Genomic DNA, 26,515 nt, shown 5'->3' with positions numbered 1-26,515 from the left:
CTTGTTTAGATGACATAAAATCAATGCCATCAAAGGACTTGTATTGCCAAAAGATCCCCCTATAATATGCGACCCCATTTGGGATAAATAATAAGCGGGTTCCCTCACCCCGTTGTCATATATAAAAAGGTACAATATGTTATCACTTTCAAACACGCAAATTCGCCGTGCTATTACGCTATTGGTTGGATTTCACATCATTATAGTTTGTGCTAGTAATTACCTAGTTCAGCTACCTTTTACTTTATTCGGTTGGCATACAACTTGGGGCGCATTTAGTTTCCCTTTTGTATATTTAGCAACAGATTTAACTGTAAGAATATTTGGTCAGACAGATGCTCGTCGCATCATTTTTAAAGCAATGTTACCCGCATTGATAGTGTCCTACGTGATCGGTGTTTTATTCCATCAAGGCGTATTTCAAGGTATGGATGCACTGGCTGAATATAATAGCTTTGTATTGAGGATTGCAGGGGCAAGTTTTGCTGCGTATCTTTTTGGACAGCTTTTAGATATTAAGGTATTTGCAAATCTGCGTTTAACTAAAAGCTGGTGGGTTGCACCTACCGCATCAACTTTATTAGGTAACCTACTTGATACCCTAGTCTTCTTCTCACTCGCCTTCTATGCATCAACGGACAGCTTCATGGCTGAAAATTGGCCTGAGATTGCAATGGTGGATTATGGATTTAAACTATTAGTTAGTTTGTGTTTATTCCTACCTGCCTATGGTGTGCTATTAAAAATATTAGAGAAGCGGATCATCAAATTACCTGCACAATCAGCCATTGCATAAAAATCGTTAAGGTTTAGCAAGGTTTTACTCTGAATTTAGTTATAGATTCAGAGTAAAACATCAGAGGTTCAAAGGGAGAGCCTCTTGATGTTTATACTCACTCTATTTTTCTACTTTACTGAAAGACGTAATAAATCCACTATTCAATCAAGAGACTATTTAATTAAGCCCCTATTTAATTAAGCCCCTATTTAACTTGGCCTCTATTAAACTAGGTCGCTATCTAAATATACTCTTAAGCAGAATATCTATTTTCTAGTTCTTGCCAATCTTCATCTAACCAACTATCTGGTTTTGGCCAATGTTCTGGTGGTAATGTTAGAGCGAAGTGTTTGATATCACTTAATCGCTCACCTTCAAAAATATTATCGAGTACTAATAATGACTGAGGTGCAGTAATAATCGTTATGTTATCGCTTGGTTTTAGCAAAGTACTAGGATCAATTTGATCCTGTTGACTTTGATAGTCATAAATAACTCTGATCAGATTGGCTTTAGAATGAATATCAGGGCTTTCTGTATCTGAGTTTGATTGTAATAATAAAAAATACAGCAACCCGCCATGTTCTGGTTCTTTAAAACATTTAACTGCCATCACTTGAAATGATTCTTTGCACACTTGTTGTGCTTTTATATCTGCATTTACTAATGTATATAAATTATCTGATTCAGCTAACCACTTTCTCGTTGAGTTAATCGCAAAGATAGCCGCTAATACGATGGCGGTTGGGAATATAAAGGCTGCATACTGGCTACTTATTCCGATATCCAAAGGACTAAAACTAGCCAGTAATAAGCTAGATACGAACCAAATGATACAAAAAGCAGCGAGAGAAAATACCCAAAATACTGCTGTATTTAATGCGGCTTTCAAGTAACGCTTTTGTGGAACGGGTAAAGTACTGATAATGTCAGTTAATTGTTTGTGCTCGTGTGTTGATATTTTTTGTAATGTTTTATTTTGCGTTAACACGTAATTTATTCCGTGAAAGGAGAGAGGCTTTGATCGCCTCTCTGAATTTATTTATTGTCTTTATTGTCTTTATTGTTTTTATTGGTTTTTTTATCTTTTGTCTCATCACGTACAAACTTGATCTCAGAAAAACCCATACGTTCAAATTCATTTGCACGATAATTTTTCATTATTCCTTGGCCACGCGAGCTCATTTCTAGCTGTTTTTCCATTGCCCAAAATGATTTTAAATCAACACCTTCTGCCGCTGCAACCGCTTCAAAAATATCAAAGTGTTGGCTAAAAGAAAATGAGATTGTTTTTTTGGTGCCTTGGTAAAAATAGGTGACTTGACGTGCCATAGAATTGTTCCAATAAATAAAAAAAGAAGATTTTAGCACAGCTTGAAGTGTTGCTATAACTACCTTTTTCGATTTAATCAAATTACTTTTTTTAATAAATTTGAGCTAAGACTCTGAAAAGCCGTTAATAACCCGTATTTTTGTCATTTTGTATTAATTTATTGGTGTAAAATTAAAGTAACAATAAAATTAATTATCCAGAGAAGGGGTGTGCTAAAAAACACATTTCTTTCAACTTAAAGGTCAACTATGTCGCTTAACCTCTCACACAATAACTTAATGTCTTTAGCTGATTATACTTTTAAAAAGTATGCATCGAACACCTTTGTGACAAATGTAGGAGAAGAAGGATTCACCTATCAGCAAGCAGGAGAAAAAGTTATTCAACTGCAAGCAATGTTCAAAGATTTAGGGATAAAACAAGGCGATAAGGTAGCGATATGCAGTGAAAATATGCCACATTGGGGCATAGTTTACCTCGCAATAACTGCAATGGGAGTTATTGCTGTTCCTATTTTGCCAGATTTTCATAGTAATGAAATTCATCACATTATTAAACATTCGCAGGTGCAAGCTATTTTTGTTTCAAACAAAATATGTACACGTCTTAATGAAGATGACTTTAGTTCTAGTCTTTCTTATGTTTTTTCACTAGAAACATTAGATATATTGGAGGATAAAACGCCTAAGCATTCAGATTTGTTTATTAAAGGCGCAGAAACTATTGCGCAGATGAAAGATAAAGCCATACAGTTTGCAAAGCAGAAAAAGCTCTTAAAAATGAGTGAAATTGATAATTCGTTAACCATCAATCCAAACGATGTTGCAGTTATCATTTACACTTCAGGCACAACCGGACAATCAAAAGGTGTGATGTTAAGTCATTACAATTTAATGGCGCAGTTGTATCAAGCTAATACCTTAGCGGATATTATTGAGACAGATCGATTTTTATCGATATTGCCATTAGCGCATACTTTTGAATGTTCAGTTGGACTTTTAGTACCTTTTGCAAACGGTGCTTCGGTACATTACATCAACAAAGTTCCTTCTCCAAAGATCATCTTGGCTGCAATGCAGCAAGTTAAACCAACCTGTATGTTGAGTGTGCCATTAGTCATTGAAAAAATTTACAAAAGCAAAGTTATCGCCGAAATCAATAAGAGTAAAGTAACAAAATTTATGTATGAAAATATTAGCTTTGTACGTAAACAATTAAATAAAATGGCCGGTAAAAAATTGATGCAAAGCTTTGGCGGAGAAATTAAATTCTTTGGTATTGGCGGTGCTAAGTTATCAAAGTTTGTTGAACAATTTCTCTTAGAAGCTAATTTCCCTTATGCGATAGGTTACGGTTTGACTGAAACTGCGCCTATTATCGCTGGGGCCATACCAGGTAAAACTCGCATCGGCACAACCGGCGTTTTTGCTCCAGAAATAGAATATCGCTTTGCAAAACAAAATGAGCAGGATCGAGATGGCGAATTACATGTGCGCGGACCTAATGTGATGCTCGGGTATTATAAAGAGAAGGAGCGTACTGAAGAGGTGTTAGATAGCGAAGGATGGTTTAATACGGGAGATCTAGGTTATGTTGATGATATGGGCATTTTAACTATTAGCGGGCGTAGTAAAAATGTGATTATCGGTGCGAGTGGTGAAAATATTTACCCTGAATCGGTTGAGTCTGTGATTGAACAGCATCCTTTAGTTATTGATTCGATGGTCTACGAAGTAGATAAAAAGTTGGTGGCGAAAATTTATATTGATTATGACCTGTTCGATGAACAGCATAATTTAAAAACACAAAGTGATTTTGATTTACATAAAGATATTGTGTCTTTATTGGAAAGCATTAGAAATGAGGCAAATGAAAGCTTAGCTTCGTTTTCTAAAATCAGTTCAGTAGTTGAACAGGCTGAGCCTTTTATTAAAACACCGACAAAAAAAATTAAACGCTATTTACATATGTAACTTATTAGTAAGCTTATGATATTAAAGAAGAACAACCAATTATCGTTAAAGTATTGAAAGAAGGGGCTGTTACCACTTTTGATAATAGTAAATGGAGCTTTATTAACAATAAAAAGCAGTATATTCAATTTGAACGGTATTCTGCTTAGATTACTTTTTGACTAAATAACCGTAATAAAGTGAGGTGTATAGCATCTTCCTGAAGTAATTATTATAACAATCCTTAAACTGATTTAAATCAAAGTCTATTTTTAGCTTCTTAACTACATTAACTATTAATAGATTTAATTATTAGTTAATTTAGGAGGTAATAATGGATTTTTTCTCTATGTTGTTGAATGACCCTATTGTTGGTGCTGGCGTTGCGGTTATCGCAGGGACTTGTTTAATTGTGGGCTATATTGCTTATTATTTTATTAAAAACATCATTAAAGCAGGTCCTCGTGAATAGATTAATAGATGCCTAATACACTGTGATCTTGTTTAAAAGTTAAAGATCATAGATTAATAGGTTAATTATCTTAATTGATTAAAGCACCTCGCTGTTTGGTTATAGGCCGACAACAATTAAATTATATCGACTTGTGACTAGTTCAAATACTAAAATAGTAAGCAAGTTGATTACATTGCTGGTTATTCGTTAACCTCGCATTGTTAACCCTGTAATATTTTTATAATGGGGCTACCTAGTCAGTCACAGCTAGTTAATAAATGTACCTTGAATTTTGATACCTGATCAGAATATTTTCTTCTGTACTTTAATCTGCTTAGTATTTTTGAACAAACTGCTATAAAAAATATTTTGAAATAATCGTTTAACCTTAACATAAATGCATCCATTTCGATCTGATTTGCTATCATAGCGAAGTTTTAATAATCAGAGATAAATAACATGGCTAACACTGCATCCGCATTACATATTCTAGTAAAACACCAAGAGAAAGCTGAAGATATTCTTGCTCAATTAAAAAAAGGGGCAAAATTTCAGACTTTAGCAAAAAAATATTCAACCTGTCCTTCGGGTAAAAAAGGGGGGGATTTAGGTGAGTTTAAAAAAGGGCAAATGGTACCTGCTTTTGATAAAGTCTGTTTTAGTGCTGAATTGATCACTCCTCACTTAGTAAAAACAAAATTCGGCTGGCATGTCATAAAGGTCTTATATCGAACCTGAATATTTGGATTTTTACTCGGTAAATAATAAGTGGGGTTATTAAACATTGCAGTACTCAATAACTCCATTAATTTTTATTAATATTAACGTTATTTTTAAATTTATTGATATTACTTTGGTATTAATAAAGCAGTTAAAATATATGTTTTATATGCCTTTTATTTGTCTTCGCTCGAATATGAAAATATAGTCGCAATTATAATCTATCTCTTTATGAGTGTTTTTTAAGGCCCGTATTGATTGATGTTTGCCACTAAATAAGCAATAGCGTTTGAAAAATCACATTATTCATTATTTTTTTAAGATATTGATTTGTTTTGTGGTTTTTTTTTTGATTTTCTTTAAAGTGGATGTCAGAATCTAGCCATTAAAGATGGAACTTTATTATTAAATGGTTAAATAGATAACGTCATTTTAAGCGCATTAATTTCTCTTTTCCTAGTAGGTAAATACTTCATAAATATGAATAACCATGATATTTTAGGGACAAATGACTCTTGGTCACAAAAAGCAATTCGTAGGCAATTTAAGCTACTATCATTAAAAATTCACCCTGATAAATCGGGCACTAGTGAATTATTTAAAATAGTACATATAGCTTATAAAAATATCACCAGCGGGAAAGGTAATGAACATTTCGTTTATTTACCTTCTGAGGTGATTGTTGTTGATGAAGAAAAACTAGACGCAGAGTCTTTACGTATAAAAGTCCATCAGTTACTTGAAGACATCAAAATTAAAACAGATTGTTTAACAGAAGCCAATGCTGAAATCCGTAAACTAACTGCTGATTCTGATGTTGCTAAAGTCGCAAAGCAACTTAAGTTTGTATTAACAACGTTATTTATTGTGATGGTTTGTGGCTCGATCCTGCTAATGACATCATTAAATGAAGAAGAAGATTCAATCCTACCTACGCCTCGATTCTTTATTAGCTCAATGCCCGAAACATTACCGGTAAAACCTAAAATATTATTAAAGGCTAAAACTCGTAGCTGGAAGAATGTGCCAGGGTATTCTAAATCTAGTGACTTTGGTGAGTTTATTTTGATCACTGAGTTAGGCATTCCAACCTTGATGTTTCAAGTTGATAAGTCGCTTTATAATAACGAGCAAAGAGCTATGTTACGCAATGAAAAGCACGGTTCTTGTGAAGCTGCATTGAGCGTTAATAACTATCAACGTGTAGGGCTAATTAACCCCTTTGCAAGAGCAACGATAGATGAGAACTTTATTTTTTCTATTTGGTTATTTGATAGTGTTGATTTAGCCATGTTTAAAGACTTTGAAGTATTAACGCTAATATGTGATGACATAAAATACAGCGCTCATTTAAAACTCGCTAAATAATAGTTAATCGCTCGTAAGGTTATCATCTTTTGTTTTGCCTGATCTGTGAGTGGGCGACTGGCAGAATGTCTATTGGTTATTACGGGTATAGTCTGTCTTTGCTATAGATTGAGGATGCTGAAATGATTTATGTGGTTGCACAATTTATACTCTTGGCTTTTATTGCGTGGCCGATAGCCAGCTTAAAGCTATCGATGTTAGGATTACTGCTTATTTTGTGCGCTATGTTAATTGCACTTTCTGCTTTAATCACCAACCGTCCTGGAAACTTTAATGTTCGTCCAGATCCAAAATTAACTGGTACGTTAATCGTTCATGGGCCTTACCGATATATCCGTCATCCTATGTATACCTCACTATTTTTTGGTGGATTAGGAATACTGTGTTTTCAGTTTAGTGAATACAAACTGATCGCATGGTTACTATTGATTATTGTGCTGTGCCTTAAAGCCCGCTACGAAGAAAAAGCTTTATCTCTGCATCATCCTGAATATCCTGCTTATCAAAAAAAATCCAAGGCATTTATTCCTTGGATTTGGTGATTAGTAGGCAATGCTAATAGGCTATCTGTTTTTAAGTAACGAAAATCTAAGTTATTTTATAATTTCACCTTAACTTAATATAACTTCAGCAAAGCTTTAGTTTAACTGTTGGTGCAGACTGGCGTAATACTGATCATTTGCTAATAGTTCTTTATGTTTTCCAGAAATACGTAATAAGCCATCTTCCATTAAATATATTCGATCCATTCTTTCTATTGCTGTTAGTCGATGACTGATCATTAATAGTGTTTTATCTTTAGCAAATTCAAATAAAAGCGATAAAATTTCTCGCTCTGTACGCTTGTCTAAACCTTCTGTCGGTTCATCCAGTAATAGCAATGGTGCATTACGTAATAACACGCGTGCAACGCCAATTCTTCGTTGTTCGCCGCCAGATAGTTGTCTTCCACCTTCACCTATCCATGCATCAAGTGGAGACTCTCCCTGTGTTAATACAGATAAACCAACTTTTTCAAGCACTGCTAATAACTGTTTGTCGTTGTTTATTTGCGCTTCAGCCTGCTGTTTGTAGGTATCAAATTTAATGGTCTCTACTTGTGCCAGCGTTAAATTTTCTCTGAGGGTACCGGTAAATAAATAAATACGTTGACTTACTATTGAAAGGCCGCTGCTTAAAGCCTGTTGGCTGTATTGTTTAACATCGACACCATCGATCAATAGATGCCCTGAATTCGCTTCCCATTCACGTGTGATCAAAGCTAATAGACTTGATTTACCACAACCCGTTTGGCCTAGTAATGCGATTTTTTCGCCGGCATTAATGGTTAGTGAGATACCTTTTAGTACAGCTTGATCTACCTTTTTATCTGCGCTTTTTTCAGTGCAGTGATCCATATTTTGATAAGAAAAAACAATATCTCTCAAATCCAAAGCACCTTTATTGATAATACTGGTATTTTGATTATTAAAAACGATATCAGGCGTTTGTTGCACCAAGTCATTAACCCGTTTGCCTGCATCAACACAGGAAGAAAGGTGTTGAAAAGCACCGGCAATAGGCATTAACATTTCAATACAAGCTAATACCATAAACGTTACCATCGCTAACATGGCGCCTGGAGGTTGATGCTCGCCCACACCGGAAGCGGCCACATAAAGTACCATTAACATCACAAAACCATGGCATAAGATTAATGCTGCTTGACTCAATGCAGTTATATTAGCCATCGCGCGTTGACTATCCAATAATGTAGCTTCTGATTGTGCTAATTTATCGCGAAAACGCTGCTCTACTCCAAATAATGAAATTTCCGCAAGACCTTGCACAAATTCAAGTATTTGAATGCGTAATAGACGCTTACTTTGTAGTTGTTTGATACCTGGCGCTCGCCCCAGAAAATAAAAACACCAAGGTAATATTAACCAGATTAATAATAAGCTACCACAGATTAAAAGTGCTAGTTCTGCGTCTATCCAAGCAACAAAAAAGTATAAACAAAGCAGCATCAATAGGGCTGCAAATAGAGGCGTTATTAAACGTAGGTAAAGGTGGTCTAGTGTATCTATATCAGCGACTAAGCGATTTAACAACTCACCTTGTCGTAACCCCTGCATATTTCTGGCACTAAGTGGCATCACTTTTTTCCAAGCCCAAACCCTAAGTTGAGTCAATAACTTGAAAGTTGCTTCATGGGTGGCTAATCGCTCACCATAGCGGCTTGCTGTTCTCGCTATAGAAAGAAAGCGAACTCCGCCACTAGGAGTTAAATAGTTAAACGTTTGCGTAGCGAGTAATGTTAAACCAGCTACCGCCGAGGCGGACAAAAACCAACCTGATAGAGATAATAAACCGATACCTGCCATCAAAGAAGTAATACTCAATAGCAAACCAATCGACATCATAAACCACTGATGTTTGAATAATTTTATAAAAGGAAGTAACGTTTTCATACGTCTTGCTCCTTCTCATTTTCCGTTATAAATTCAGATTGATCACTTTGCATTTGTTTAAACAATCCATTTTCATGAGTCAATAAATCAATATTACCTTGTTGCACAATTTTGCCTTTATCAAGTACCAATATAGTATCCATTTTAGTTAGTTGATCTATACGATGGGTCACCATCAAACAACTTACTCCTTGCATGGCTTCGGCTAGAGAAGCAAGTACAGCATTTTCGCTAGGCCTATCTAGACTAGCAGTTGGTTCATCAAGTAAGAATAATGAAGCCTGCTGACCTAAAGCACGTGCTAAGGCAATTCGTTGCGCTTGACCCACAGAAACACCGGCCATTTGTTCACCAATAGGGTAATTTAAACCTAATGGTTGTTGTTCAACGAAATCGAGTATTTTAGCTTTTGATAGCAGTGTTTTTATCTTGTCATCACTCATATTAGGATCTGCTAAAGCAACATTATCACGTACACTACCGTGAAATAGTTGAGGCTCTTGACCAAGCCAAGCGAGATTTGAGCGCCAATTTTTGACAGATAAAAGATTTAACTCAATGCCATTGACTGTGAGCGAACCTTGGTAAGGTAAAAAACCAAGTAAAGCATTCAGCAAACTACTTTTACCTGCGCCGCTAGGTCCAACCACTGCGATATGTTGACCTGCTTCGAGTTCAAATGAGATGGGGCCAACTAAGGTATCGCCAGAGTGACTTTTAACAATTAAATCAGAGGCAATTAATGTAATGCCTTGTTGGCTATTGACTGTTTTAGCCCCCGCATTATTGTGTGGTTGTGTTACTATATTTTGCTTAACATCACCGTGTTCGTTGTCGGTTGTGAATGTATTGCTGTTATCCACCTCAACTTGATATTCAAGAAGTGCCTTTAATTCTTCTGCAGCGCCAATTGCTTGAGCCTTAGCATGGTAATGTGTGCCCATGTCACGAAGAGGTTGGTAGAATTCAGGCGCAAGCATTAATACAAACATACCTACAAATAAACTTACGCCTGCGTTATAGTCACCAAAATCGAGTTCACCTAAAAAGCTGAAGCCAAAATAGATTGCTAACACTGCAATTGAAACGGCTGCAAAAAACTCTAACACCGCTGAACTTAAAAAAGCCAAGCGTAATACTGCCATGGTTTTTTTACGAAAGGTTTCAGATGCCGCTTCTATCTCTTTACCCTCAGCATGACCCCTATTAAACAACTTTAACGTATTTAATCCTTTTAGACGGTCCATAAAATGACCACTTAATTGTGATAATGCTTTAAAGTTTTTACGGTTTGCATCGGCAGCCCCAGTCCCCACTAGAATCATAAAAATAGGAATTAAAGGTGCTGTACAAAATAAGATCAAACCTGCAGCCCAGTTTAAAGGAAATACAACCACTAAAATGGTCAAAGGGATAAACCCAGCGAGTAACATTTGTGGTAAGTAACGGGCGTAAAAGTCGTGTAAATCTTCAACCTGTTCAAGCACTATACTTGCCCAACTGCCGGCAGGTTTACCTTTGACAAATGCAGGACCTAATTCACTTATTTTATCTAAAACAGCAGCACGGATCTGTAAACGCAATCGCTTACCCGCTTCAAAGCTGCAACGCTCGCGGGCAAAAGCTAACAATGCTCGTATTGGAATTAATACTAATAGACATAAAAACTCCGTACTGAATGCAGACTTGGGTAAGTCGTTAATAATGATCCCATGCAAAATGGTAGAGATTAGGTAAGCTTGTAAAATCAGTGAAAAGCCAGTTAATAGACCAAACAATACGGTCAAATTTAGGAAAAAACCGCAGGCATTCTTTTGTTTTTTTAACCATGCAGTAAGCTGTTTTTCTAAGGGTTTATTCATCTTGTTCCTGATGTTTATAAGTAATATTAAGTGAGGAGTCGTTATTATTTACTGATTAAAGTATTCGCATAGTTTATCAATCAGTGTGTTTTTATGGTAGCTGTCGTGACTCTATATTATTTAATAATTTAGCAAGTAGTTCATCTAACAATGCTATTTCTTCAGCGGTGAATCCGGTTAATAACTGTTGCTGTATCTTTTGTAATTCCATTACTGATTGGTCAACTATATCAAGCCCTTGCTCGGTCAATCGAATCATACAAATACGCTTGTCATCGTCACAATTAATGCGCGTTATGATCCCTTTGGACTCTAATCTTTTCATTGCTTTAGTTAAACCACCCCAGCTAAATAACATGTAGTTGCATAATTCAGAGGGTTTTAATTCATAAGGAGGGCTACTTTTACTGCGCCTGATTGCGGTAATTAAATGAAAATCACTCGTTAATAAACCGCGATCACTCATTGATTTACTAATATGACTATCAATGTTTTTTGCGATCCTCTCTACCCGAGGAAAAAGTAAATAAAGGCCTTGAAAGGCATTTGACCAATTTTTTTCCATCAAGCGAATAAAGTTATCAAACTGTAATTGTGTATGTGGCATAAAATTCCCTATATTTGTTTGTACAATACCTTTCTAGAGAGGTATATTCAATTAATACCTTTCCAGAAAGGTAATGGTTAAAGTGGATTATCTTCATCAACAAGAAGTTGATTTTTTACGCTAAATTTAATCATTAACTATTAATCTATTAAATCTAAGATATGGAGATAATCATGACCAATAAGCATAAATTAACGATGACAAATGGTGCCCCCGTTGCAGATAATCAAAATGCACAAACGGCTGGTCCACGCGGGCCAATGTTATTACAAGACCTCTGGTTCTTAGAGAAATTAGCGCATTTTGATAGAGAAGTGATTCCTGAAAGACGTATGCATGCAAAGGGATCAGGTGCCTATGGTACGTTTACTGTGACACACGATATAACGCAATATACAAAAGCAAATATATTCTCCGAAGTCGGTCAACAAACTGATCTATTTATTCGCTTTTCAACCGTAGCGGGTGAACGTGGTGCAGCTGATGCCGAACGCGATATTCGCGGTTTTGCGATCAAGTTTTATACACAGGAAGGTAATTGGGATCTAGTCGGTAATAATACGCCGGTTTTCTTTTTACGTGATCCATTGAAATTTCCTGATTTAAACCATGCAGTAAAAAGGGATCCTCGTACCAATCTTCGTAATGCCAATACCAACTGGGATTTTTGGTCTTTATTGCCTGAAGCACTTCATCAAGTGACTGTTGTCATGAGTGACCGTGGTATCCCGAGTAGTTACCGTCATATGCATGGTTTTGGTAGCCATACATTTAGTTTTATTAATGCAGATAACGAACGTTTCTGGGTTAAGTTTCATTTACAAACACAACAGGGTATTAAAAATTTAACTGATCAAGAAGCGGAAGCATTAGTTGGAAAAAACCGTGAAAGTCATCAGCAAGATTTATACGAAGCAATAGAACAAGGTGATTTTCCTAAATGGAATGTCAAAGTTCAAATAATGCCAGAGAAAGAAGCAGATACCTATCAAGTACATCCTTTTGATCTTACTAAAGTATGGCCACACGATGATTATCCGTTAATTGATGTAGGTGTGATGGAGCTTAATCGTAATCCTGATAATTATTTTGCTGAAGTCGAGCAAGCAGCATTTAACCCTGCCAACTTTGTACCTGGCATCAGTTATTCACCAGATAAAATGTTACAGGGACGTTTATTTTCATATGGTGATGCGCAACGTTATCGTCTAGGTGTTAATCACATGCATATTCCAGTCAATCAACCTCGTTGTCCAGTTAATTCATATCATCGTGATGGCGCAATGCGTGTTGATGGTAACTATGGCAGTACCAAAGCTTATGAGCCTAACAATTTAGGATTATGGCAGCAGCAGGAAGAGCAAAAAGAACCTAAGTTAGCGATTAATGGTGATGCTTATAATTGGGATTTCCGAGAAGATGACAGCGATTATTATAGCCAACCCGGTAAGTTGTTCAATTTAATGACTGCGCAACAACAACAAGTATTATTTGAAAATACAGCAAGAAGTATTGGTCCTGCTTCAATTGAAGTTAAACACCGTCATATTGCAAACTGTTACAAAGCAGACCCTGCTTATGGTCAAGGTGTTGCTAACGCATTAGACATTGATTTGAAAAGTATTGACTTGTAAAAAATTTACTTTTAAGTGATTTGCTTCTTAATAAGTTGTTTATATACAAAGATTTATAATTGTAACAAACAATAAAAGTGAATTAACTGTTGCAGGCCTAATTTTGTGGTGACGGGTCTGCTCAGCTATTCAATTTTCTTATTAATTGAATAAAGGAAAAAATGAAAACCTGGAAAGCATACAAAGAAACCTATCGTACCGAGTCGACTATTTTTGATTTTGCTAGAATAGGTGATTTAAGAGGTTATGCAGATCTTTTAATGCGAGATAATGCTTTGGATCTTAATGCGACCAACGGTCGTGGTTATTCAGCTCTAATGTTATCTGTTTACAATGGTGAAAAAGATTTTTGTGAAGCTCTTTTGCGTTCCGGAGCAGATGTTAATTCTACTGATAGTATGGGGAATACAGTTTTGATGGGCGCCGCCTACAAAGGAGATATTGAAACATTATTGCTTCTTTTAGAGTTTGGAGCAGACATCAGCCTTAAAAATAAAACCAACATGAATGTAAGAGATTGGGCTGTTATGTTCGGCCGTCATCATATAATCACTTTTTTAGATCAACATTATCCTACCCAGCACGGGGCTTCAAAACTCATTAATAGTTGGCGATTTATTAAACTGGGTATGATCTTAATGCTTGATAAGCTGAAGCGTAAATTTGCACCTTAAGGTCTTTTGGGAATGAATTAAAAACGATGCCACCATCAATGTTAATGTTGATGAATTATAATCCTGCTCTGATAAACTGACTACAAACTATACCCCGTACTATTCAAGCTAACGACTGAATAAAGCATCTCGATTGGTAATGGGTATGTACAATGACTTCGACGTAACTTCTCAGTATTGATAAATTTACTTTTTTACTAAATGGGTGACAGATGAATTTAAATAATAAAAAAATAAAGGTGTGGGATTTTTCAACACGTTTTTTCCATTGGGCAATGGTTTTATTATTAGTAGGTCTTTGGTGGACTGCTGAAAATGGTGAGATGCAATGGCATCAAATTTGCGCCTATTTATTAATGACTTTAATTCTTTTTAGATTGATATGGGGATTTTGGGGAAGTGAAACCGCTTTATTCAAACAGTTTATCGTATCGCCAAAACAAGTTATTAGTTACACATTAAAAGAACCAAAACCAAAGACGCTTGGACACAACCCTTTAGGTGGTTATATGGTGGTGGTGTTGCTCAGTTTGATTGCGCTACAGCTAGGCACTGGTTTATTTGCTACGGATGAAATTTTTACAGAAGGGCCCTTGGTATCTTTAGTTTCTTCTGATACTGCTAATTGGTTAACTTGGGTACATAAGAACAATTTTAATATCATCATTGCGATGGCAGCGGTGCATATTCTAGCTGTAGTAGTACATTTTCTGAAAGGTGAAAATTTAATTAATGCAATGTTTACAGGGTACAAAGAGCTCAGTGGACATAAAAAAAATGCTAGCGATAAAGGTTTAACAGATAGTACAGATGCTCCTAAACTGCGTTCTCAACTAGTTGCATTGGTCATTGTTGCGATTATTTTTACATTGGTGTGGTTTTATTTATTAGCGCCTGTGGTGAGTTTTTTATGACCTGAATCCAAGCCTTATTAAATACCCATTAAGTAAATACTTAATGGGTATTTTGATATTTTTTGTATGACTTAGATTCAAATAATAAGTGCATAGCTTGTAAATCTTACCTTAATCTTCTTTGTAAACTTTGTGGCAGCCTTTACAACTTTTACCTGTATCAACAAAAGCTGCTTTGATGGCATTTTTGTCATTAGATTTAGCGGCGATGGCTAAAGCTGCTGCATTATCTTTAAAAGTATTCATTTTACTATCAAAATCTGCCTTATCCTGCCAAATTTCAGCAAGTGCCGCCGTATCTCCTTTATCTGAACCATCAACAAAAGCTTCATGTGGCAATTTAGATAGTGCAGCCACATTTTCAGCACGTATGTTGAATTGGTCTTGATCAAAAGGCTTCTGACCTTTTAACATCGCACCCATTTCACCAAAGTTAAATGAAATTAATCCATAGGCTGCTTGACGATATTTGATTGCGTCTTCTGTTTTTTCAAAATCATTTGCAAATACAGCGGGGATAATCATTGCAGTTGCCGTAATGGCGAGTAATATTTTCTTCATCATCATCTACCTTCATTTATGTTATAGGGGGGACTTTAAAATATTGATATGCAGAGCAGTCATCGCTTGTTTAAGGTATTGTTCTCAACATCATGAATACGCTACTTAATCATTCTATTGAGTATCCATTAAATATGTCAACTATTGAACATAATTTAAGTATTATTTTTTGATAATTTGTTGTATGACTTTAAGTTCACAGTAAGGCAATAATAAAAGATATCTTTTATTTCAGCGTTGTTTTTAAGTTACATTACTTTTTCTTGTGAAATTCATCTCTATTTAATGGTATTTTTTAGAATCATTGCAGTTGGACTAACCCGTAAATTGTGACCTTGGCAGTACCTAAGTTATTAATGCAGGGTGGTTTGTGAGTAATATATTGATTTAAAATATTAGATTGATATCGTTATTAATAAATAGCTATATTTTATACACTTTACTGCCCGTTTGTTTACTCTAATCATTTGCTAAGTGAAAGGCCGATTATGAAACTTTATATTCCATTACTATTATGTTTTTTCTCTCTTCATGTTTCTGCCGCCCAAAAAGGGGTGACGGAAGAAGGTGATGTGGTTATTTTGAATGACGATGGAACTTGGTTTTATGAACAGGATAATGTAACTGAAGAACTTGAAATAAAGACCAATCCTGGGGTATTTAATACACCTAAGACTTCAAATTTTGTTTTAAAAAGTAAAAAAAATAATGCCACCTTTGCAATTAACAGTAAAAAATGGACTTTTGAAAAAAGTTCAAACGATGATGCTGCTATCGAATACAGCTTAACCCTTAAAGCAGGGGATTTGTATGCGAGAGTGATCACTGAACGGATTCAAATTAATACTAAAGAATTAACCGAAATAGCGTTAGATAACGCTAAAGATGTCGCTCCTAATACCAAAGTGATCAAAAAAGAATATCGTATTGTTAATGGCAAAAAAATGATTTATATGGAAATGGTTGGCACCATGAAAGGCATTGACTTTCAATACCTTGGCTATTATTACTCAGATACTTCCGGTTCTACCCAATATGTCACCTTTACCGGCGCGAGTTTAGTGGAAAAATACAGGAATGAGGTTGATGATCTGTTAAATGGTTTTGTTATGGAATAGCCGAATAATGTTTAAAAGTAGAAGAAATCGTAAGTTTATCCCTTGTGATTTCTTGTTCTATTTATCGATTACTATCGTTGAAATAATAACTTAGTTACTTTCAAATATTCATTAAAACGACAGACCACTTTAAAAATGTTATTTACTCATCATTAATAAATTCTTTTATATAATAATGCTATGCATTTTAATAACTTGGGGACATTATTCCAAGTAATGGTCAAACATGAATTGTTGCCATGCTATTTCCCACTATTATTAGCAGCAATTTCATATCTTAAAATTTAACACTTAAGGAACCCGAGTAGATGGTGACATTAACTGCTTTGCAAATCCGCGTTATTGGAGTGATGCTTGAAAAGGAGAAAACCACACCGGAACAATATCCATTGTCGTTAAACTCATTAACTAATGGCTGTAACCAAAAGAGTAACCGAGATCCTGTTTTAACTCTTTCTGAAACAGAAGTACAAAATGTTGTTGATGAATTAATAGAACTAAATCAATTAATGGTAGATAGCGGAGCACATGGGCGTGTCAATAAATACAAGCATCGCTTCTGCAATACTACCTTTGGTAATTTACAATTAACAGACCAACAAAAGGCAATACTTTGCGTGTTATTTCTTCGTGGTCCTCAGACACCAGGAGAACTGCGCACCAGAACGCAACGTTTGGCTGAGTTTGATAACGTCAGTGAAGTTGAAGCAGCGCTTGAACAATTACTAGTATTAAATGAGCAACCTAAAGTACAAAAATTACCGAGAGAAGCAGGGAAAAGAGAATCGAGGTATATGCATCTCTTTTCTGATCATGAGCATCAACACGATGATCTTGATATACAGCAGGGCACACAATCATTACAGAATAATTTACCGGCAGAAAATGTTGCAGAACAAGATAAACTCGAATCTCGAGTGGTGTTGTTAGAGAAAGAAGTTGAGCAATTAAAAACGCAATTAGCTCAACTTTTTGAGAAAATATCTAACTAAAGTGATCTCGGCGATTAAAGTTAATATAACAATAGAGCCTGTCACTAATCAGTCAGTAGCCTAAGTTTAATTTAGACTAGGCTACTGACGGATTGAAGTGTTTGGGTTAGTTGAGATTACTCTTTTTCATCATTAATATGTTCTTTCATTGCTAATCTCATCTCTTGTTCTAATGATACAAACAACTCAATATAGTTGTTAAATAGATAACTTTCTTTGCCCGCATCATTCCAAGCTTTACGCAAATCTTCATGATGATCTAGTTCCGTTTGATAATAAAGCGATTTAGCCTTTTCCGCTTTCTTTTCATCAAAGCCCAACACTTGTAATGATCTCTTACTCATTTCTAATGCGGTAAAGTAGGACTCTATAAACACGTGATCTGCACCTGCTGCTTCTAAAAGATAACCATGACCACGGTCATAGGCTCGAGCAACAATAGATAAGTGTGGATGAAATTGTTTAACGTGTTTGACTAAATGTAGTATGTTTTCTGGTCCATCAATTGCAATCACTAATAACGATGCTTCTTCAAGGCCTGCCGTATTAAGTAAGCTAGAATCTGTCGCATCACCATAATAAGCATGTATATCAATTTTTCTTACACGGTCAATCATATCTGTTGATTGATCAATCACTGTTGTTTCAAAGCCATTAGCCATGAGTAAGCGATTAATAACTTGTCCAAAACGACCGATCCCTGCAATAACAACTTGTCCTTTTTTATCAATGTTATCAGCTGGTTTTTTCTGCTGTGTCGCAACATATTTTTTAGTGACCACTTTGTCATAGAAAATAAATAGCAGTGGAGTTAAAAACATTGATAGTGTGATAACGGGTGAAAGAATAGCAACCCATTCAGGGGGTAATGCTTGGCTTTGTGATGAGAAACTTAGTACTACAAATCCAAACTCTCCGGCTTGCGCGAGACTAAGGGTTAATAACCAACCATCGGAGTTTTTAATTTTAAAAATAATTGCCAAACTAAGTAACACAGCGGCTTTTATAGCAATCACTGCTATGGTCAAACTACTAATTAATAAAAAATGTTCGGTAATCACTGCGAAACTAATACCTGCGCCCACGGTGATAAAAAATAACCCCAGTAATAATCCCTTAAAAGGTTGAATATTACTTTCTAATTCATGACGAAATTCGCTGTTAGCTAGTACAACGCCTGCTAAAAAGGTACCCAGTGCCGGAGATAAACCAACCACACTCATTAATGCGGAAATCGATATAACCAATAATAAAGCGGTGGCTGTATACAGTTCTCGAAGTCCCGATTTGGCAACCAATGTAAATAAAGGTTTCGAAATATAATGTCCAGCACCCACAATTAGAGCAATGGCAATAATAATGACGCCAGCATACTGCCAACCCGATAAGTGTTCAACTAACGAGATAGCTCCATGGTCTGAGACTAATGAAATGGTTTCTGGCATGCCAAAATAAGCGGGAATAGCTAATAACGGAATAACCGCCAGCATCGGGATAACTGCAATATCTTGAGATAATAAAATAGAAAATGCTGCTTGTCCGCCGTCGGTTTTATTCAGTGATTTCTCTGCGAAACTTTGCATAACAATCGCAGTTGATGATAATGAAAAGATAAGGGCAACTACCAAAGAAGGTTGCCATGGAAAGTCAAATGCAATGCCGAGTGAGGTGATAATGAGGGTTGTAAGACCAATTTGTAATCCCCCTAAACCAATCAGCCGACTTTTCATATTCCATAACGCTTTTGGTGAAAGCTCCAACCCGACGATAAAGAGCATCATCACGACACCAAATTCAGCAAAATGCTGGATAGTATTTGTCTCTTCGCCTGCTAAACCTGTAATGGGGCCTATGATAACTCCTGCACTGAGATAACCAAGTACCGATCCTAATCCATATCTTTTTGCTAAAAGTACGCATATTACCGCGACGAGAAGATACAGAGCTGCTTGAATAAAATATATTGTCATAATGTCAATTCTTTAAGTTGAAAGAGAGTGAGCGATATAAATTGCTCTTATTTTCTTTTAGCAATATTAATAATATAAAACGCTGATGTTTGTGATGATTAAGCATTACTGTTAATTTAGATAACTGTCAATTTAGATCGCTATCAATTTAGCTAATATGGTTTTATATAATGATTTTTATCATAGTAATATAATCAAAAAGTAACTAACAATAATTATCTTAAATTTTTTAATATTGGACAATATTGAGAATATCTTAAATTTAAGTTGTTGATGTAATTAGTTTTTAACTTGATAATGTATAATATAGGTCAATTTTATAAGATAATTCTCATATATTATAGCCTTGTCTGCTTTTTCCCTTTTAATCACATGTTTTCAACAAATAACATAATTAAAAATTGACTATTTAGCTATACTGTTTTTGAATGTTCAATTAATAAATAATAATTGAATCAGTAATTTAAAGGACTTAAATTCATGGCTTCATCGGTAGCACTACTGCAACTGTTTCAACAGTTATTCAAGCGTCATTTTCGACAGGACAAAACGTTTGATAATTATCAGTATACATTTTTAAAGAATTTTCAAGTTATCTCCAACGATGAAGATCGTAGTACTCTTTTTAATGAATGTAATAAGCAGCTATCGTTGGTTCCCAATACTTTAGAAGAAAAATTATCTGAAGGTCGATTCATTACACGCCATTCAATGCGACAATTGCAGCAAGTTACCTCGTTATCAAATTCAATTAAAAAGAAACTTAATAATATGCAAAATAACACTGCCTATAGTGTTGTTGAACATCAGGTTGAGTTAAATGACTTGATCAAAATTTATCAAAGTGCAGTGATTGAATTGAGTCAATGCTCTATGCAATCTGATTGTGATAATAAAAATGATGTCGCCTTTATTAACAAAGAGCTACAACAAGTGATCCTTGAATTGGATATAGATGAGTCTTACGTTAAAGACCTGGAAAAACTTAGAATTAAGATTTGTAATGAAGATGATCATTTCCAACTGCCATATCATTGTTTACAAGTGATTAAACTGATTATTAAAAGCACACGTGAAGAGCGAACTGCTTCTCGGCATTTTTTGTATATGTTAAATGATAATTTAAGTGAGTTTTATTCAAACTTTAGTAGGACATTAAGTAGTACTGAGGCAGGGTTTGTTCAACAAAAAGAAACTTTTATCTCCATTGAGTCAAATGCTCAACTATTAAAACAACAAAGTGAAGAGATACAAGATTTAGAACATTTACGTGCACACATTAAAAACTATGTGAGTGACGTACAGCATGTTATTACCGCACAAGAAAAAAAGAAGGAGCAAAAGTTCCGACATAAATTTCAAAGTATGGTGAGACAAATTAAAAAATTACAAAATGAAACACAGAGTTATCAAAAAACACTTAAGCAGCAAAATAAACAATTACATGTGGATTTTTTAACAAAAATTCCTAATCGAGCAGCTTGGAGTGAACGACTAGAAATAGAAATGCTGCGTTTTAAAACCTACCAAAAACGTCTTAATATTGCGATTATTGATATTGATAATTTTAAAGAAATTAATGATAATTTTGGTCATTTAGCGGGTGATAAAGTGCTTCATGTTATTGCACAAACGTTACAAAAATCAATTCGAAAAAATGACTATATTGCCCGTTTTGGTGGCGAAGAGTTTGCACTATTACTACCCGAAATTACCGAACAACAATCTGCTTATGTATTAAATAAATTACGAGAACAAATTAAGAATATTCCCTTTAAATTTAAAAATGATCAGCTATCGATCACTGTCTCAATCGGTTATACATCATTTTGTAAATCTGATGATGCTGATCTCGCTTTTGAGCGTGCTGATAATGCATTATATCAAGCTAAGCATCAGGGTAGGGACCAAGTTGTGTTGGGAGAACCCAATATAACTGCATTTGATAAAACTCAATAAACCTATTTATAGTTAACCTCAGATCTGGATAAGCAAAGCGATACAAGACCGTTATTAACCAATAAGTAAACCTCATACGAGGTCGCTTGTTTTGCTGGTTAATCTTTTGGCTAATCAATTTTTTAACTGGTTAAGTGTTTAGCTGCTAAGCAATAAGCAGCTAAACAAGTCTCTTTTAAAACACTTACAAATTCACTACTTCAATATTAACCCTCTAAACAGATAAGTTACGAAGTACGTAGTGTAAGATGCCACCGTGCTGATAATAGCTAAACTCATTCGGTGTATCTATTCGAATACGTGCTTCAAAGCTTCGAGAACTTCCATCTTCAGCAATGGCTGTCACTTGCACCGTTTTTTGTCCTGCACTGACCGCCGGAATAGTAAATTGTTCTTCACCCGTTAATGCTAATGAATCAGCGCTATCGTTTTCCATAAATTGTAAAGGCAATATACCCATTCCAACTAGATTAGAACGATGTATGCGTTCGTAACTTTGTGCGATAACTGCTTTAACGCCTAATAACGCAGGCCCTTTCGCCGCCCAATCACGTGAACTACCCGTGCCGTACTCTTTACCCGCTAACACAATGGAAGCAATGTTATGTTGTTGATATTGCATAGCAGCATCAAATACACTCATTTGTTCACCAGATGGCATCATGCGCGTCCAACAGCCTTCGGTACCCGGAGCCAATAAATTACGTAAACGTACATTAGCAAAAGTGCCTCGCATCATGACTTCGTGATTACCGCGTCTAGAACCATAGGAGTTAAAATCTTTTGCAGCTACACCTTCGCTTTCTAAGTAGGCTGCGGCAGGGCTATCAAGTGCAATAGAGCCCGCTGGGGATATGTGGTCTGTGGTGACACTATCACCTAGTTTTAATAAACAACGTGCATTATTAATATCGGTAATCTCTGGTACTTGGGCACTAATATTAGCAAAGAAAGGTGGGAGTTTAACGTAGGTTGAATCTGGCCAATCATATTTTTGGCTTTGTACAACGTCCAATGCTTGCCAATCTTTATTACCACTATAAACATCAGCATAACGGGATATAAACATTGAGCTATCAATGACTTTTTCCATCATCTGTTTTATTTCGTTATTATCTGGCCAAATATCCTTTAAGTAAACCGGCTTGCCATTGCTATCATTGCCCAAAGGTTCGGTAGTAATGTCTATTTGCATATTACCTGCCAATGCATAGGCAACCACTAAAGGCGGTGACGCTAAATAATTAGCTTGTATTTCGGGGTGGATACGTCCTTCAAAGTTACGGTTTCCTGATAATACGGAAGTAACGGATAAATCCCCTTGGTGTATTGCGTCACTAATTTCAGTTGGTAAAGGACCTGAGTTACCAATACAGGTGGTACAGCCATAGCCTACTAATTGAAATCCGAGCGCATCTAGATCTTCATTTAAACCAGCTTTTGCTAAATAATCGGTGACTACTTGTGAACCCGGTGCCAAGCTAGTTTTAACCCAAGGTTTAACATTTAACCCAAGTTGTCTCGCTTTTCTTGCTAATAAACCCGCTGCAATTAATACCGATGGATTGGAAGTATTAGTACAACTAGTTATTGCTGCAATGACGACAGAGCCATGTTTTAAAATAAAGTCTTCACCATTATATTGACAAGCAACACCTGCACCACCATCGCTTGAAGGTAGTATAGTGGATGCTTGTCCTCCTTCACTTTCAAAACCACTTTTTGCTTGATCAGGAGCTGCTTGTTGTGGTCCTTTTTGTAATGCTAACCAATCACGATAGGCTGAGCCCGCTTGGTCCAGTGATATTCTGTCTTGAGGTCTTTTAGGGCCTGCAATAGAAGGGACGACTTGATCAAGTTGTAATGATAATCTGCTATGATAAACCGCATTTTTTTGCGACTCTACACCCCACATGTCCATGGCTTTTAAATAACCCTCAACTTGTGCAATATCTTTACTGCTACGACCGGTTAATTTTAAATAATCAATGGTTTGATGATCGATAGGGAAAATACCACAGGTAGCTCCATATTCCGGTGCCATATTGGCAATGGTTGCTCTATCAGCCAAAGTTAATTGATTGACTCCTTCACCAAAAAACTCAACAAATTTACCCACTACACCTGCAGCACGTAGCTGTTCAGTTACCGTTAATACGAGATCCGTTGCCGTCGTCCCCGCGGGTAATTTTCCGGTTAATTCAAATCCTACAATTTCAGGCAATAACATGGTGACGGGTTGGCCTAACATAGCGGCTTCAGCTTCAATGCCTCCCACTCCCCAACCCAAAACACCAAGACCATTGATCATGGTGGTATGTGAGTCTGTGCCAACTAAAGTATCAGGATAGAGTAAATTATTTTGTTCGGAATCTTTAAACACAACGCGCGCTAAATATTCGAGATTGACTTGATGTACGATACCGCGACCTGGAGGGACAACTTTAAAATTATCAAAGCTTTGTTGACCCCAACGTAAGAACTTATAACGTTCGCCATTACGTTGAAATTCCATGGCTGTATTTTGCTGTAAAGCATCGGCTTGGCCGTAGACATCTACCATTACTGAGTGGTCAATAACTAGTTCTACTGGATTCAGCGGATTGATCTTATCTGCTTTCCCGCCCATTTTTACAATCGCATCTCGCATCGCTGCTAAATCTACAACGGCAGGTACCCCCGTAAAATCTTGAAGCACAACCCGAGAAGGAACAAAAGCGATTTCAGTATCTTGCCAGTTATCTACATCCCATTTTGCTAACGTTTCAATATCCTCTAGTTGCACAAAATCGCGATCTGCATGGCGCAGTAAATTCTCTAATAAGATTTTAGCGGAAAAGGGTAAACGCGAAAGGTCATACTTATCTTGTAAAGCATCAAAACTATAATAGTTATAAATGCTATCGTTAATTTGAAGTTGTTTTAAAGATTGTATCGATGTGGCCATGAGTAGTTCTCCATTAAAATTACATTTGATGAATAACGCTAAGTACAATAAACATACACTATCATATTCCACAATAAAATTAAGGGGGTAGCAGAAATCTGATAAACATCAATGAAATATACTTCACAAAAATTGTAATTGAGATCACTTGCTAGGATTCGCAAGCAAGAATAAGTGAGCCGCAATGAATAAGTTAAAGCATATAAATAAAGATCTATAGAATATACAAACAATAAGTTGAAATTCGTTTTTAGTCGTCTGTAGATTTTGCTTGATAAATGTTCAACAATATTTTTGAATAAATCGAGATAACACTTATTTTTTGACTTAATTGTCTGCTCTACTATCTTGGTCTCTTTAAACCTAGGTTTATTTTAAGTAGCATTGATTCTATGGAGTAGTTTTAAATAAATAATTTAATAAAACACTTATAAATAAAGTATTAAATGAACGAAGAAATTGAGAATAAGAAAAAACATAAATCATCTATTTAAAAAATAGCACATGCAAAGAAATAGATTTTGATCCATCGACTTAAAAGAGAACATAATAATGAATACAATCACTTCTAGATGCCCACATTGCCATTCAATGAATCGTTTACCCATTGATCGAATTGACGCTAACCCGAGCTGCGGGCGTTGTAAAAAAGATTTATTACAAGGTGCCCCTGTTGAAGGTACCGATGCTAATTTAGCAGCGTTGATTAATAGTGAAAAGCCGGTAGTCGTTGATTTTTGGGCCCCTTGGTGTGGTCCATGTATTAACTTTGCGCCAACATTTACTGAAGTTGCAAAACAGCAAACGTCGGTTTTATTTGTGAAAGTAGATACCGAAGACCAACAACAATTAGGCGCAAAATATAATATACGCAGTATTCCTACTTTAATGGTCTTTAAGCAGGGAAAAATGGTTGATACATTGAATGGTGCATTGCCCGCGGCACAATTCAAAACTTGGTTAGCACAGGCTTTACTTAAATAGTTAATAGCGTTTTGAAAAGCCTATAACCTTGAAAAGTCGTACTCATGTTTCAGACTATCTTGGTATATCTTGGTATATCTTGGTATGGGGTATGGGGTATAGGTTAAAGGCTATAGTTTATAAGTTATAAATAGAAGGCTAATCTTTATTGACTATTTTGAATCTATTCACCATGCAGAAATTAATGATTAACAATTCTGTGATCTCGATAAAAAATTGTGTGTTTGCACAGACTATAAACAATTATAAGTATCGGTTGATTGTATAGGGGTTGATACCTGTGTATATTAGCGATACTTTTTCGTTTTAGTGAATCATCTATTGAGCGCCAAACAGCATAAAAACGCTACTACTACCCCTGAAATCCGAGCTTTTATTCGAGCATCAGAACTGCCTACGGCGGTATTAGCTCGTCTTCTGAAAATATCTGAATCTACGGTACGTAAATGGCGTCAACGCGATACGCTTGAAGATGCTTCACATGTCCCAAAAAACTCAAAAACAACACTTACCTTGCAACAACAATATATCGTAGTGCAATTACGTACTAGATTAATGTTGTCGCTTGATCATCTGTTACAAGTCTGTCGCCAATTCATTAATGAAAACACTTCTCGTGCTGGATTACAGCGATGTTTAAAACGCCATGGTGTTTCTAAATTAGCTGATATCGATCCTGCTGGTGAATTAATTAAGTTAGAACAGCAAGTCACCGTTGCGATTCAAGACAATAACTCAGATGAAGTGATGAGTTCTGTGGTTAACCCTCAGGCTATGTTGGATGTATTAAATCAATTACGCTTGGAAGATACCGACAGCCTAAAAAGCAGTAAACTGGCAGACCAAGCAAGAAATTCAAATACTCGTCATTTAAGCTATTCAGATGTAGTGCAAGTGAGTGTGACAACCTTGCCTGATCTTGATACAAAATCGAATAAAGCAGCGAATAGAACATTAAATAAATCATTGAATAAAACAAAGCAAAAAAATATTGCCAATCAAGATAACCAACCGCGTTTGTTAATTGCACATGACCTAGAGAGTGAATGGGTATATGTAGATTTATATCAAGACGATGAAGCCGATGCCGCAAGACGCTATATGAAGTATGTTTTGCGCCATGCGCCGTTCCATATCCGCCGTTTATTAGCGGCAAATTATAATGAATTTTTAAGCCGATTTCATTTGTTAAACGTACAGTAAACGCTTAGCAAATTAATAGTAATGCTATTGGA

22 protein-coding genes are annotated in these 26,515 nt (G+C 35.8%); 14 read left to right on the top strand and 8 right to left on the bottom strand.

The genetic code is table 11. The features are described from left to right. Positions 1 to 136 precede the first annotated feature (136 nt). The gene (locus tag MT391_RS04805; protein ID WP_499497078.1) at positions 137 to 796 is read left to right on the top strand and encodes a 7-cyano-7-deazaguanine/7-aminomethyl-7-deazaguanine transporter; all 660 of its coding nucleotides are present in this window, start codon (positions 137 to 139) and stop codon (positions 794 to 796) included. A 235-nt stretch (positions 797 to 1,031) separates the two neighbouring features. Here MT391_RS04805 and MT391_RS04800 read toward each other — a convergent pair whose 3' ends face one another. Together MT391_RS04800 and MT391_RS04795 are read right to left on the bottom strand one after the other, a co-directional pair. Continuing rightward, entirely contained in the window at positions 1,032 to 1,769 is a 738-nt protein-coding gene (locus MT391_RS04800) for a hypothetical protein (protein ID WP_499497077.1), read from the bottom strand. A gap of 47 nt (positions 1,770 to 1,816) precedes the next feature. Beyond that, the gene (locus MT391_RS04795) at positions 1,817 to 2,110 is read right to left on the bottom strand and encodes a DUF2960 domain-containing protein (RefSeq protein WP_499497076.1); all 294 of its coding nucleotides are present in this window, start codon (positions 2,108 to 2,110) and stop codon (positions 1,817 to 1,819) included. Positions 2,111 to 2,359: 249 nt separating this feature from the next. Between MT391_RS04795 and MT391_RS04790 the strand changes: the two genes are divergently transcribed. The 5 genes from MT391_RS04790 to MT391_RS04770 all read left to right on the top strand — a co-directional run bounded on the left by MT391_RS04790 (position 2,360) and on the right by MT391_RS04770 (position 7,147). Further along, positions 2,360 to 4,084, top strand: coding sequence for an AMP-binding protein (locus MT391_RS04790; protein ID WP_166369208.1), 1,725 nt, complete (start codon positions 2,360 to 2,362; stop codon positions 4,082 to 4,084). Positions 4,085 to 4,397: 313 nt separating this feature from the next. Next, positions 4,398 to 4,535 (top strand): DUF3149 domain-containing protein, encoded by a 138-nt coding sequence (locus MT391_RS04785; RefSeq protein ID WP_166369210.1) that lies wholly within the window; start codon positions 4,398 to 4,400, stop codon positions 4,533 to 4,535. 441 nt (positions 4,536 to 4,976) lie between these two features. Next, entirely contained in the window at positions 4,977 to 5,255 is a 279-nt protein-coding gene (gene ppiC / locus MT391_RS04780; RefSeq protein WP_499497075.1) for a peptidylprolyl isomerase PpiC, read from the top strand. A gap of 462 nt (positions 5,256 to 5,717) precedes the next feature. Further along, positions 5,718 to 6,605, top strand: coding sequence for a J domain-containing protein (locus tag MT391_RS04775; protein WP_166369214.1), 888 nt, complete (start codon positions 5,718 to 5,720; stop codon positions 6,603 to 6,605). 122 nt (positions 6,606 to 6,727) lie between these two features. Next, positions 6,728 to 7,147, top strand: coding sequence for a methyltransferase family protein (locus MT391_RS04770; protein ID WP_166369216.1), 420 nt, complete (start codon positions 6,728 to 6,730; stop codon positions 7,145 to 7,147). 96 nt (positions 7,148 to 7,243) lie between these two features. Here MT391_RS04770 and cydC read toward each other — a convergent pair whose 3' ends face one another. The 3 genes from cydC to MT391_RS04755 all read right to left on the bottom strand — a co-directional run bounded on the left by cydC (position 7,244) and on the right by MT391_RS04755 (position 11,527). Beyond that, positions 7,244 to 9,058 (bottom strand): heme ABC transporter ATP-binding protein/permease CydC, encoded by a 1,815-nt coding sequence (gene cydC / locus MT391_RS04765; protein ID WP_499497074.1) that lies wholly within the window; start codon positions 9,056 to 9,058, stop codon positions 7,244 to 7,246. Then, a complete protein-coding gene (cydD, locus tag MT391_RS04760) occupies positions 9,055 to 10,920 on the bottom strand; it encodes a heme ABC transporter permease/ATP-binding protein CydD (protein ID WP_499497073.1) in 1,866 nt (621 codons plus the stop codon). Before cydD ends, cydC begins: the two co-directional genes overlap by 4 nt. A gap of 91 nt (positions 10,921 to 11,011) precedes the next feature. Continuing rightward, complete coding sequence (locus MT391_RS04755; protein ID WP_499497072.1) at positions 11,012 to 11,527, bottom strand: MarR family winged helix-turn-helix transcriptional regulator; 516 nt, start codon at positions 11,525 to 11,527, stop codon at positions 11,012 to 11,014. A 173-nt stretch (positions 11,528 to 11,700) separates the two neighbouring features. Between MT391_RS04755 and MT391_RS04750 the strand changes: the two genes are divergently transcribed. The 3 genes from MT391_RS04750 (at position 11,701) to MT391_RS04740 (ending at position 14,749) form a co-directional block, all read left to right on the top strand. Continuing rightward, the gene (locus MT391_RS04750) at positions 11,701 to 13,161 is read left to right on the top strand and encodes a catalase (RefSeq protein WP_499440198.1); all 1,461 of its coding nucleotides are present in this window, start codon (positions 11,701 to 11,703) and stop codon (positions 13,159 to 13,161) included. A 161-nt stretch (positions 13,162 to 13,322) separates the two neighbouring features. Then, a complete protein-coding gene (locus MT391_RS04745) occupies positions 13,323 to 13,835 on the top strand; it encodes an ankyrin repeat domain-containing protein (RefSeq protein ID WP_499440199.1) in 513 nt (170 codons plus the stop codon). A 212-nt stretch (positions 13,836 to 14,047) separates the two neighbouring features. Further along, positions 14,048 to 14,749, top strand: a complete 702-nt coding sequence (locus MT391_RS04740; protein WP_499497071.1) for a cytochrome b/b6 domain-containing protein — start codon at positions 14,048 to 14,050, stop codon at positions 14,747 to 14,749. Between the two features lie 111 nt (positions 14,750 to 14,860). On the opposite strand, the gene MT391_RS04735 is transcribed toward MT391_RS04740, so the two are convergent. Beyond that, positions 14,861 to 15,316, bottom strand: coding sequence for a c-type cytochrome (locus MT391_RS04735; protein WP_499497070.1), 456 nt, complete (start codon positions 15,314 to 15,316; stop codon positions 14,861 to 14,863). A 482-nt stretch (positions 15,317 to 15,798) separates the two neighbouring features. Between MT391_RS04735 and MT391_RS04730 the strand changes: the two genes are divergently transcribed. Continuing rightward, positions 15,799 to 16,428 (top strand): hypothetical protein, encoded by a 630-nt coding sequence (locus tag MT391_RS04730; protein WP_299663267.1) that lies wholly within the window; start codon positions 15,799 to 15,801, stop codon positions 16,426 to 16,428. 308 nt (positions 16,429 to 16,736) lie between these two features. Next, entirely contained in the window at positions 16,737 to 17,420 is a 684-nt protein-coding gene (locus tag MT391_RS04725) for a YceH family protein (protein WP_166369234.1), read from the top strand. A 116-nt stretch (positions 17,421 to 17,536) separates the two neighbouring features. Here the strand turns inward: MT391_RS04725 and MT391_RS04720 are convergent, their stop codons facing one another. Beyond that, positions 17,537 to 19,390, bottom strand: coding sequence for a cation:proton antiporter domain-containing protein (locus MT391_RS04720; RefSeq protein WP_166369236.1), 1,854 nt, complete (start codon positions 19,388 to 19,390; stop codon positions 17,537 to 17,539). A 480-nt stretch (positions 19,391 to 19,870) separates the two neighbouring features. Between MT391_RS04720 and MT391_RS04715 the strand changes: the two genes are divergently transcribed. After that, positions 19,871 to 21,349: a GGDEF domain-containing protein gene (locus MT391_RS04715; RefSeq protein ID WP_499497069.1), complete on the top strand. Its 1,479-nt coding sequence runs from the start codon at positions 19,871 to 19,873 to the stop codon at positions 21,347 to 21,349. Between the two features lie 214 nt (positions 21,350 to 21,563). On the opposite strand, the gene acnA is transcribed toward MT391_RS04715, so the two are convergent. Then, on the bottom strand, positions 21,564 to 24,296 hold the full coding sequence (acnA, locus tag MT391_RS04710; protein ID WP_499497068.1) for an aconitate hydratase AcnA: 2,733 nt from the start codon (positions 24,294 to 24,296) through the stop codon (positions 21,564 to 21,566). Positions 24,297 to 24,848: 552 nt separating this feature from the next. Between acnA and trxC the strand changes: the two genes are divergently transcribed. Both trxC and MT391_RS04700 read left to right on the top strand, forming a co-directional pair. Further along, positions 24,849 to 25,280, top strand: a complete 432-nt coding sequence (trxC, locus tag MT391_RS04705; protein ID WP_166369242.1) for a thioredoxin TrxC — start codon at positions 24,849 to 24,851, stop codon at positions 25,278 to 25,280. 321 nt (positions 25,281 to 25,601) lie between these two features. Continuing rightward, positions 25,602 to 26,483 (top strand): transposase family protein, encoded by an 882-nt coding sequence (locus tag MT391_RS04700; RefSeq protein WP_499497067.1) that lies wholly within the window; start codon positions 25,602 to 25,604, stop codon positions 26,481 to 26,483. Positions 26,484 to 26,515 lie beyond the last annotated feature (32 nt).

This window comes from Vibrio sp. 1-Bac 57 (assembly GCF_037546855.1).
GTDB lineage: Bacteria > Pseudomonadota > Gammaproteobacteria > Enterobacterales > Psychromonadaceae > Psychromonas.
This window is presented reverse-complemented; position numbering and strand designations above follow the sequence as displayed.

Coding starts and splice junctions, on each gene's coding strand:
- MT391_RS04785 (WP_166369210.1), top strand. CDS start 4,398: ATGGATTTTTTCTCTATGTTGTTGAATGACCCTATTGTTGGTGCTGGC.
- MT391_RS04790 (WP_166369208.1), top strand. CDS start 2,360: ATGTCGCTTAACCTCTCACACAATAACTTAATGTCTTTAGCTGATTAT.
- cydC (WP_499497074.1), bottom strand. CDS start 9,058: ATGAAAACGTTACTTCCTTTTATAAAATTATTCAAACATCAGTGGTTT.
- MT391_RS04730 (WP_299663267.1), top strand. CDS start 15,799: ATGAAACTTTATATTCCATTACTATTATGTTTTTTCTCTCTTCATGTT.
- MT391_RS04720 (WP_166369236.1), bottom strand. CDS start 19,390: ATGACAATATATTTTATTCAAGCAGCTCTGTATCTTCTCGTCGCGGTA.
- acnA (WP_499497068.1), bottom strand. CDS start 24,296: ATGGCCACATCGATACAATCTTTAAAACAACTTCAAATTAACGATAGC.
- cydD (WP_499497073.1), bottom strand. CDS start 10,920: ATGAATAAACCCTTAGAAAAACAGCTTACTGCATGGTTAAAAAAACAA.
- MT391_RS04735 (WP_499497070.1), bottom strand. CDS start 15,316: ATGATGATGAAGAAAATATTACTCGCCATTACGGCAACTGCAATGATT.
- MT391_RS04755 (WP_499497072.1), bottom strand. CDS start 11,527: ATGCCACATACACAATTACAGTTTGATAACTTTATTCGCTTGATGGAA.
- MT391_RS04725 (WP_166369234.1), top strand. CDS start 16,737: ATGGTGACATTAACTGCTTTGCAAATCCGCGTTATTGGAGTGATGCTT.
- trxC (WP_166369242.1), top strand. CDS start 24,849: ATGAATACAATCACTTCTAGATGCCCACATTGCCATTCAATGAATCGT.
- MT391_RS04750 (WP_499440198.1), top strand. CDS start 11,701: ATGACCAATAAGCATAAATTAACGATGACAAATGGTGCCCCCGTTGCA.
- MT391_RS04745 (WP_499440199.1), top strand. CDS start 13,323: ATGAAAACCTGGAAAGCATACAAAGAAACCTATCGTACCGAGTCGACT.
- MT391_RS04795 (WP_499497076.1), bottom strand. CDS start 2,110: ATGGCACGTCAAGTCACCTATTTTTACCAAGGCACCAAAAAAACAATC.
- ppiC (WP_499497075.1), top strand. CDS start 4,977: ATGGCTAACACTGCATCCGCATTACATATTCTAGTAAAACACCAAGAG.
- MT391_RS04775 (WP_166369214.1), top strand. CDS start 5,718: ATGAATAACCATGATATTTTAGGGACAAATGACTCTTGGTCACAAAAA.
- MT391_RS04715 (WP_499497069.1), top strand. CDS start 19,871: ATGGCTTCATCGGTAGCACTACTGCAACTGTTTCAACAGTTATTCAAG.
- MT391_RS04805 (WP_499497078.1), top strand. CDS start 137: ATGTTATCACTTTCAAACACGCAAATTCGCCGTGCTATTACGCTATTG.
- MT391_RS04770 (WP_166369216.1), top strand. CDS start 6,728: ATGATTTATGTGGTTGCACAATTTATACTCTTGGCTTTTATTGCGTGG.
- MT391_RS04740 (WP_499497071.1), top strand. CDS start 14,048: ATGAATTTAAATAATAAAAAAATAAAGGTGTGGGATTTTTCAACACGT.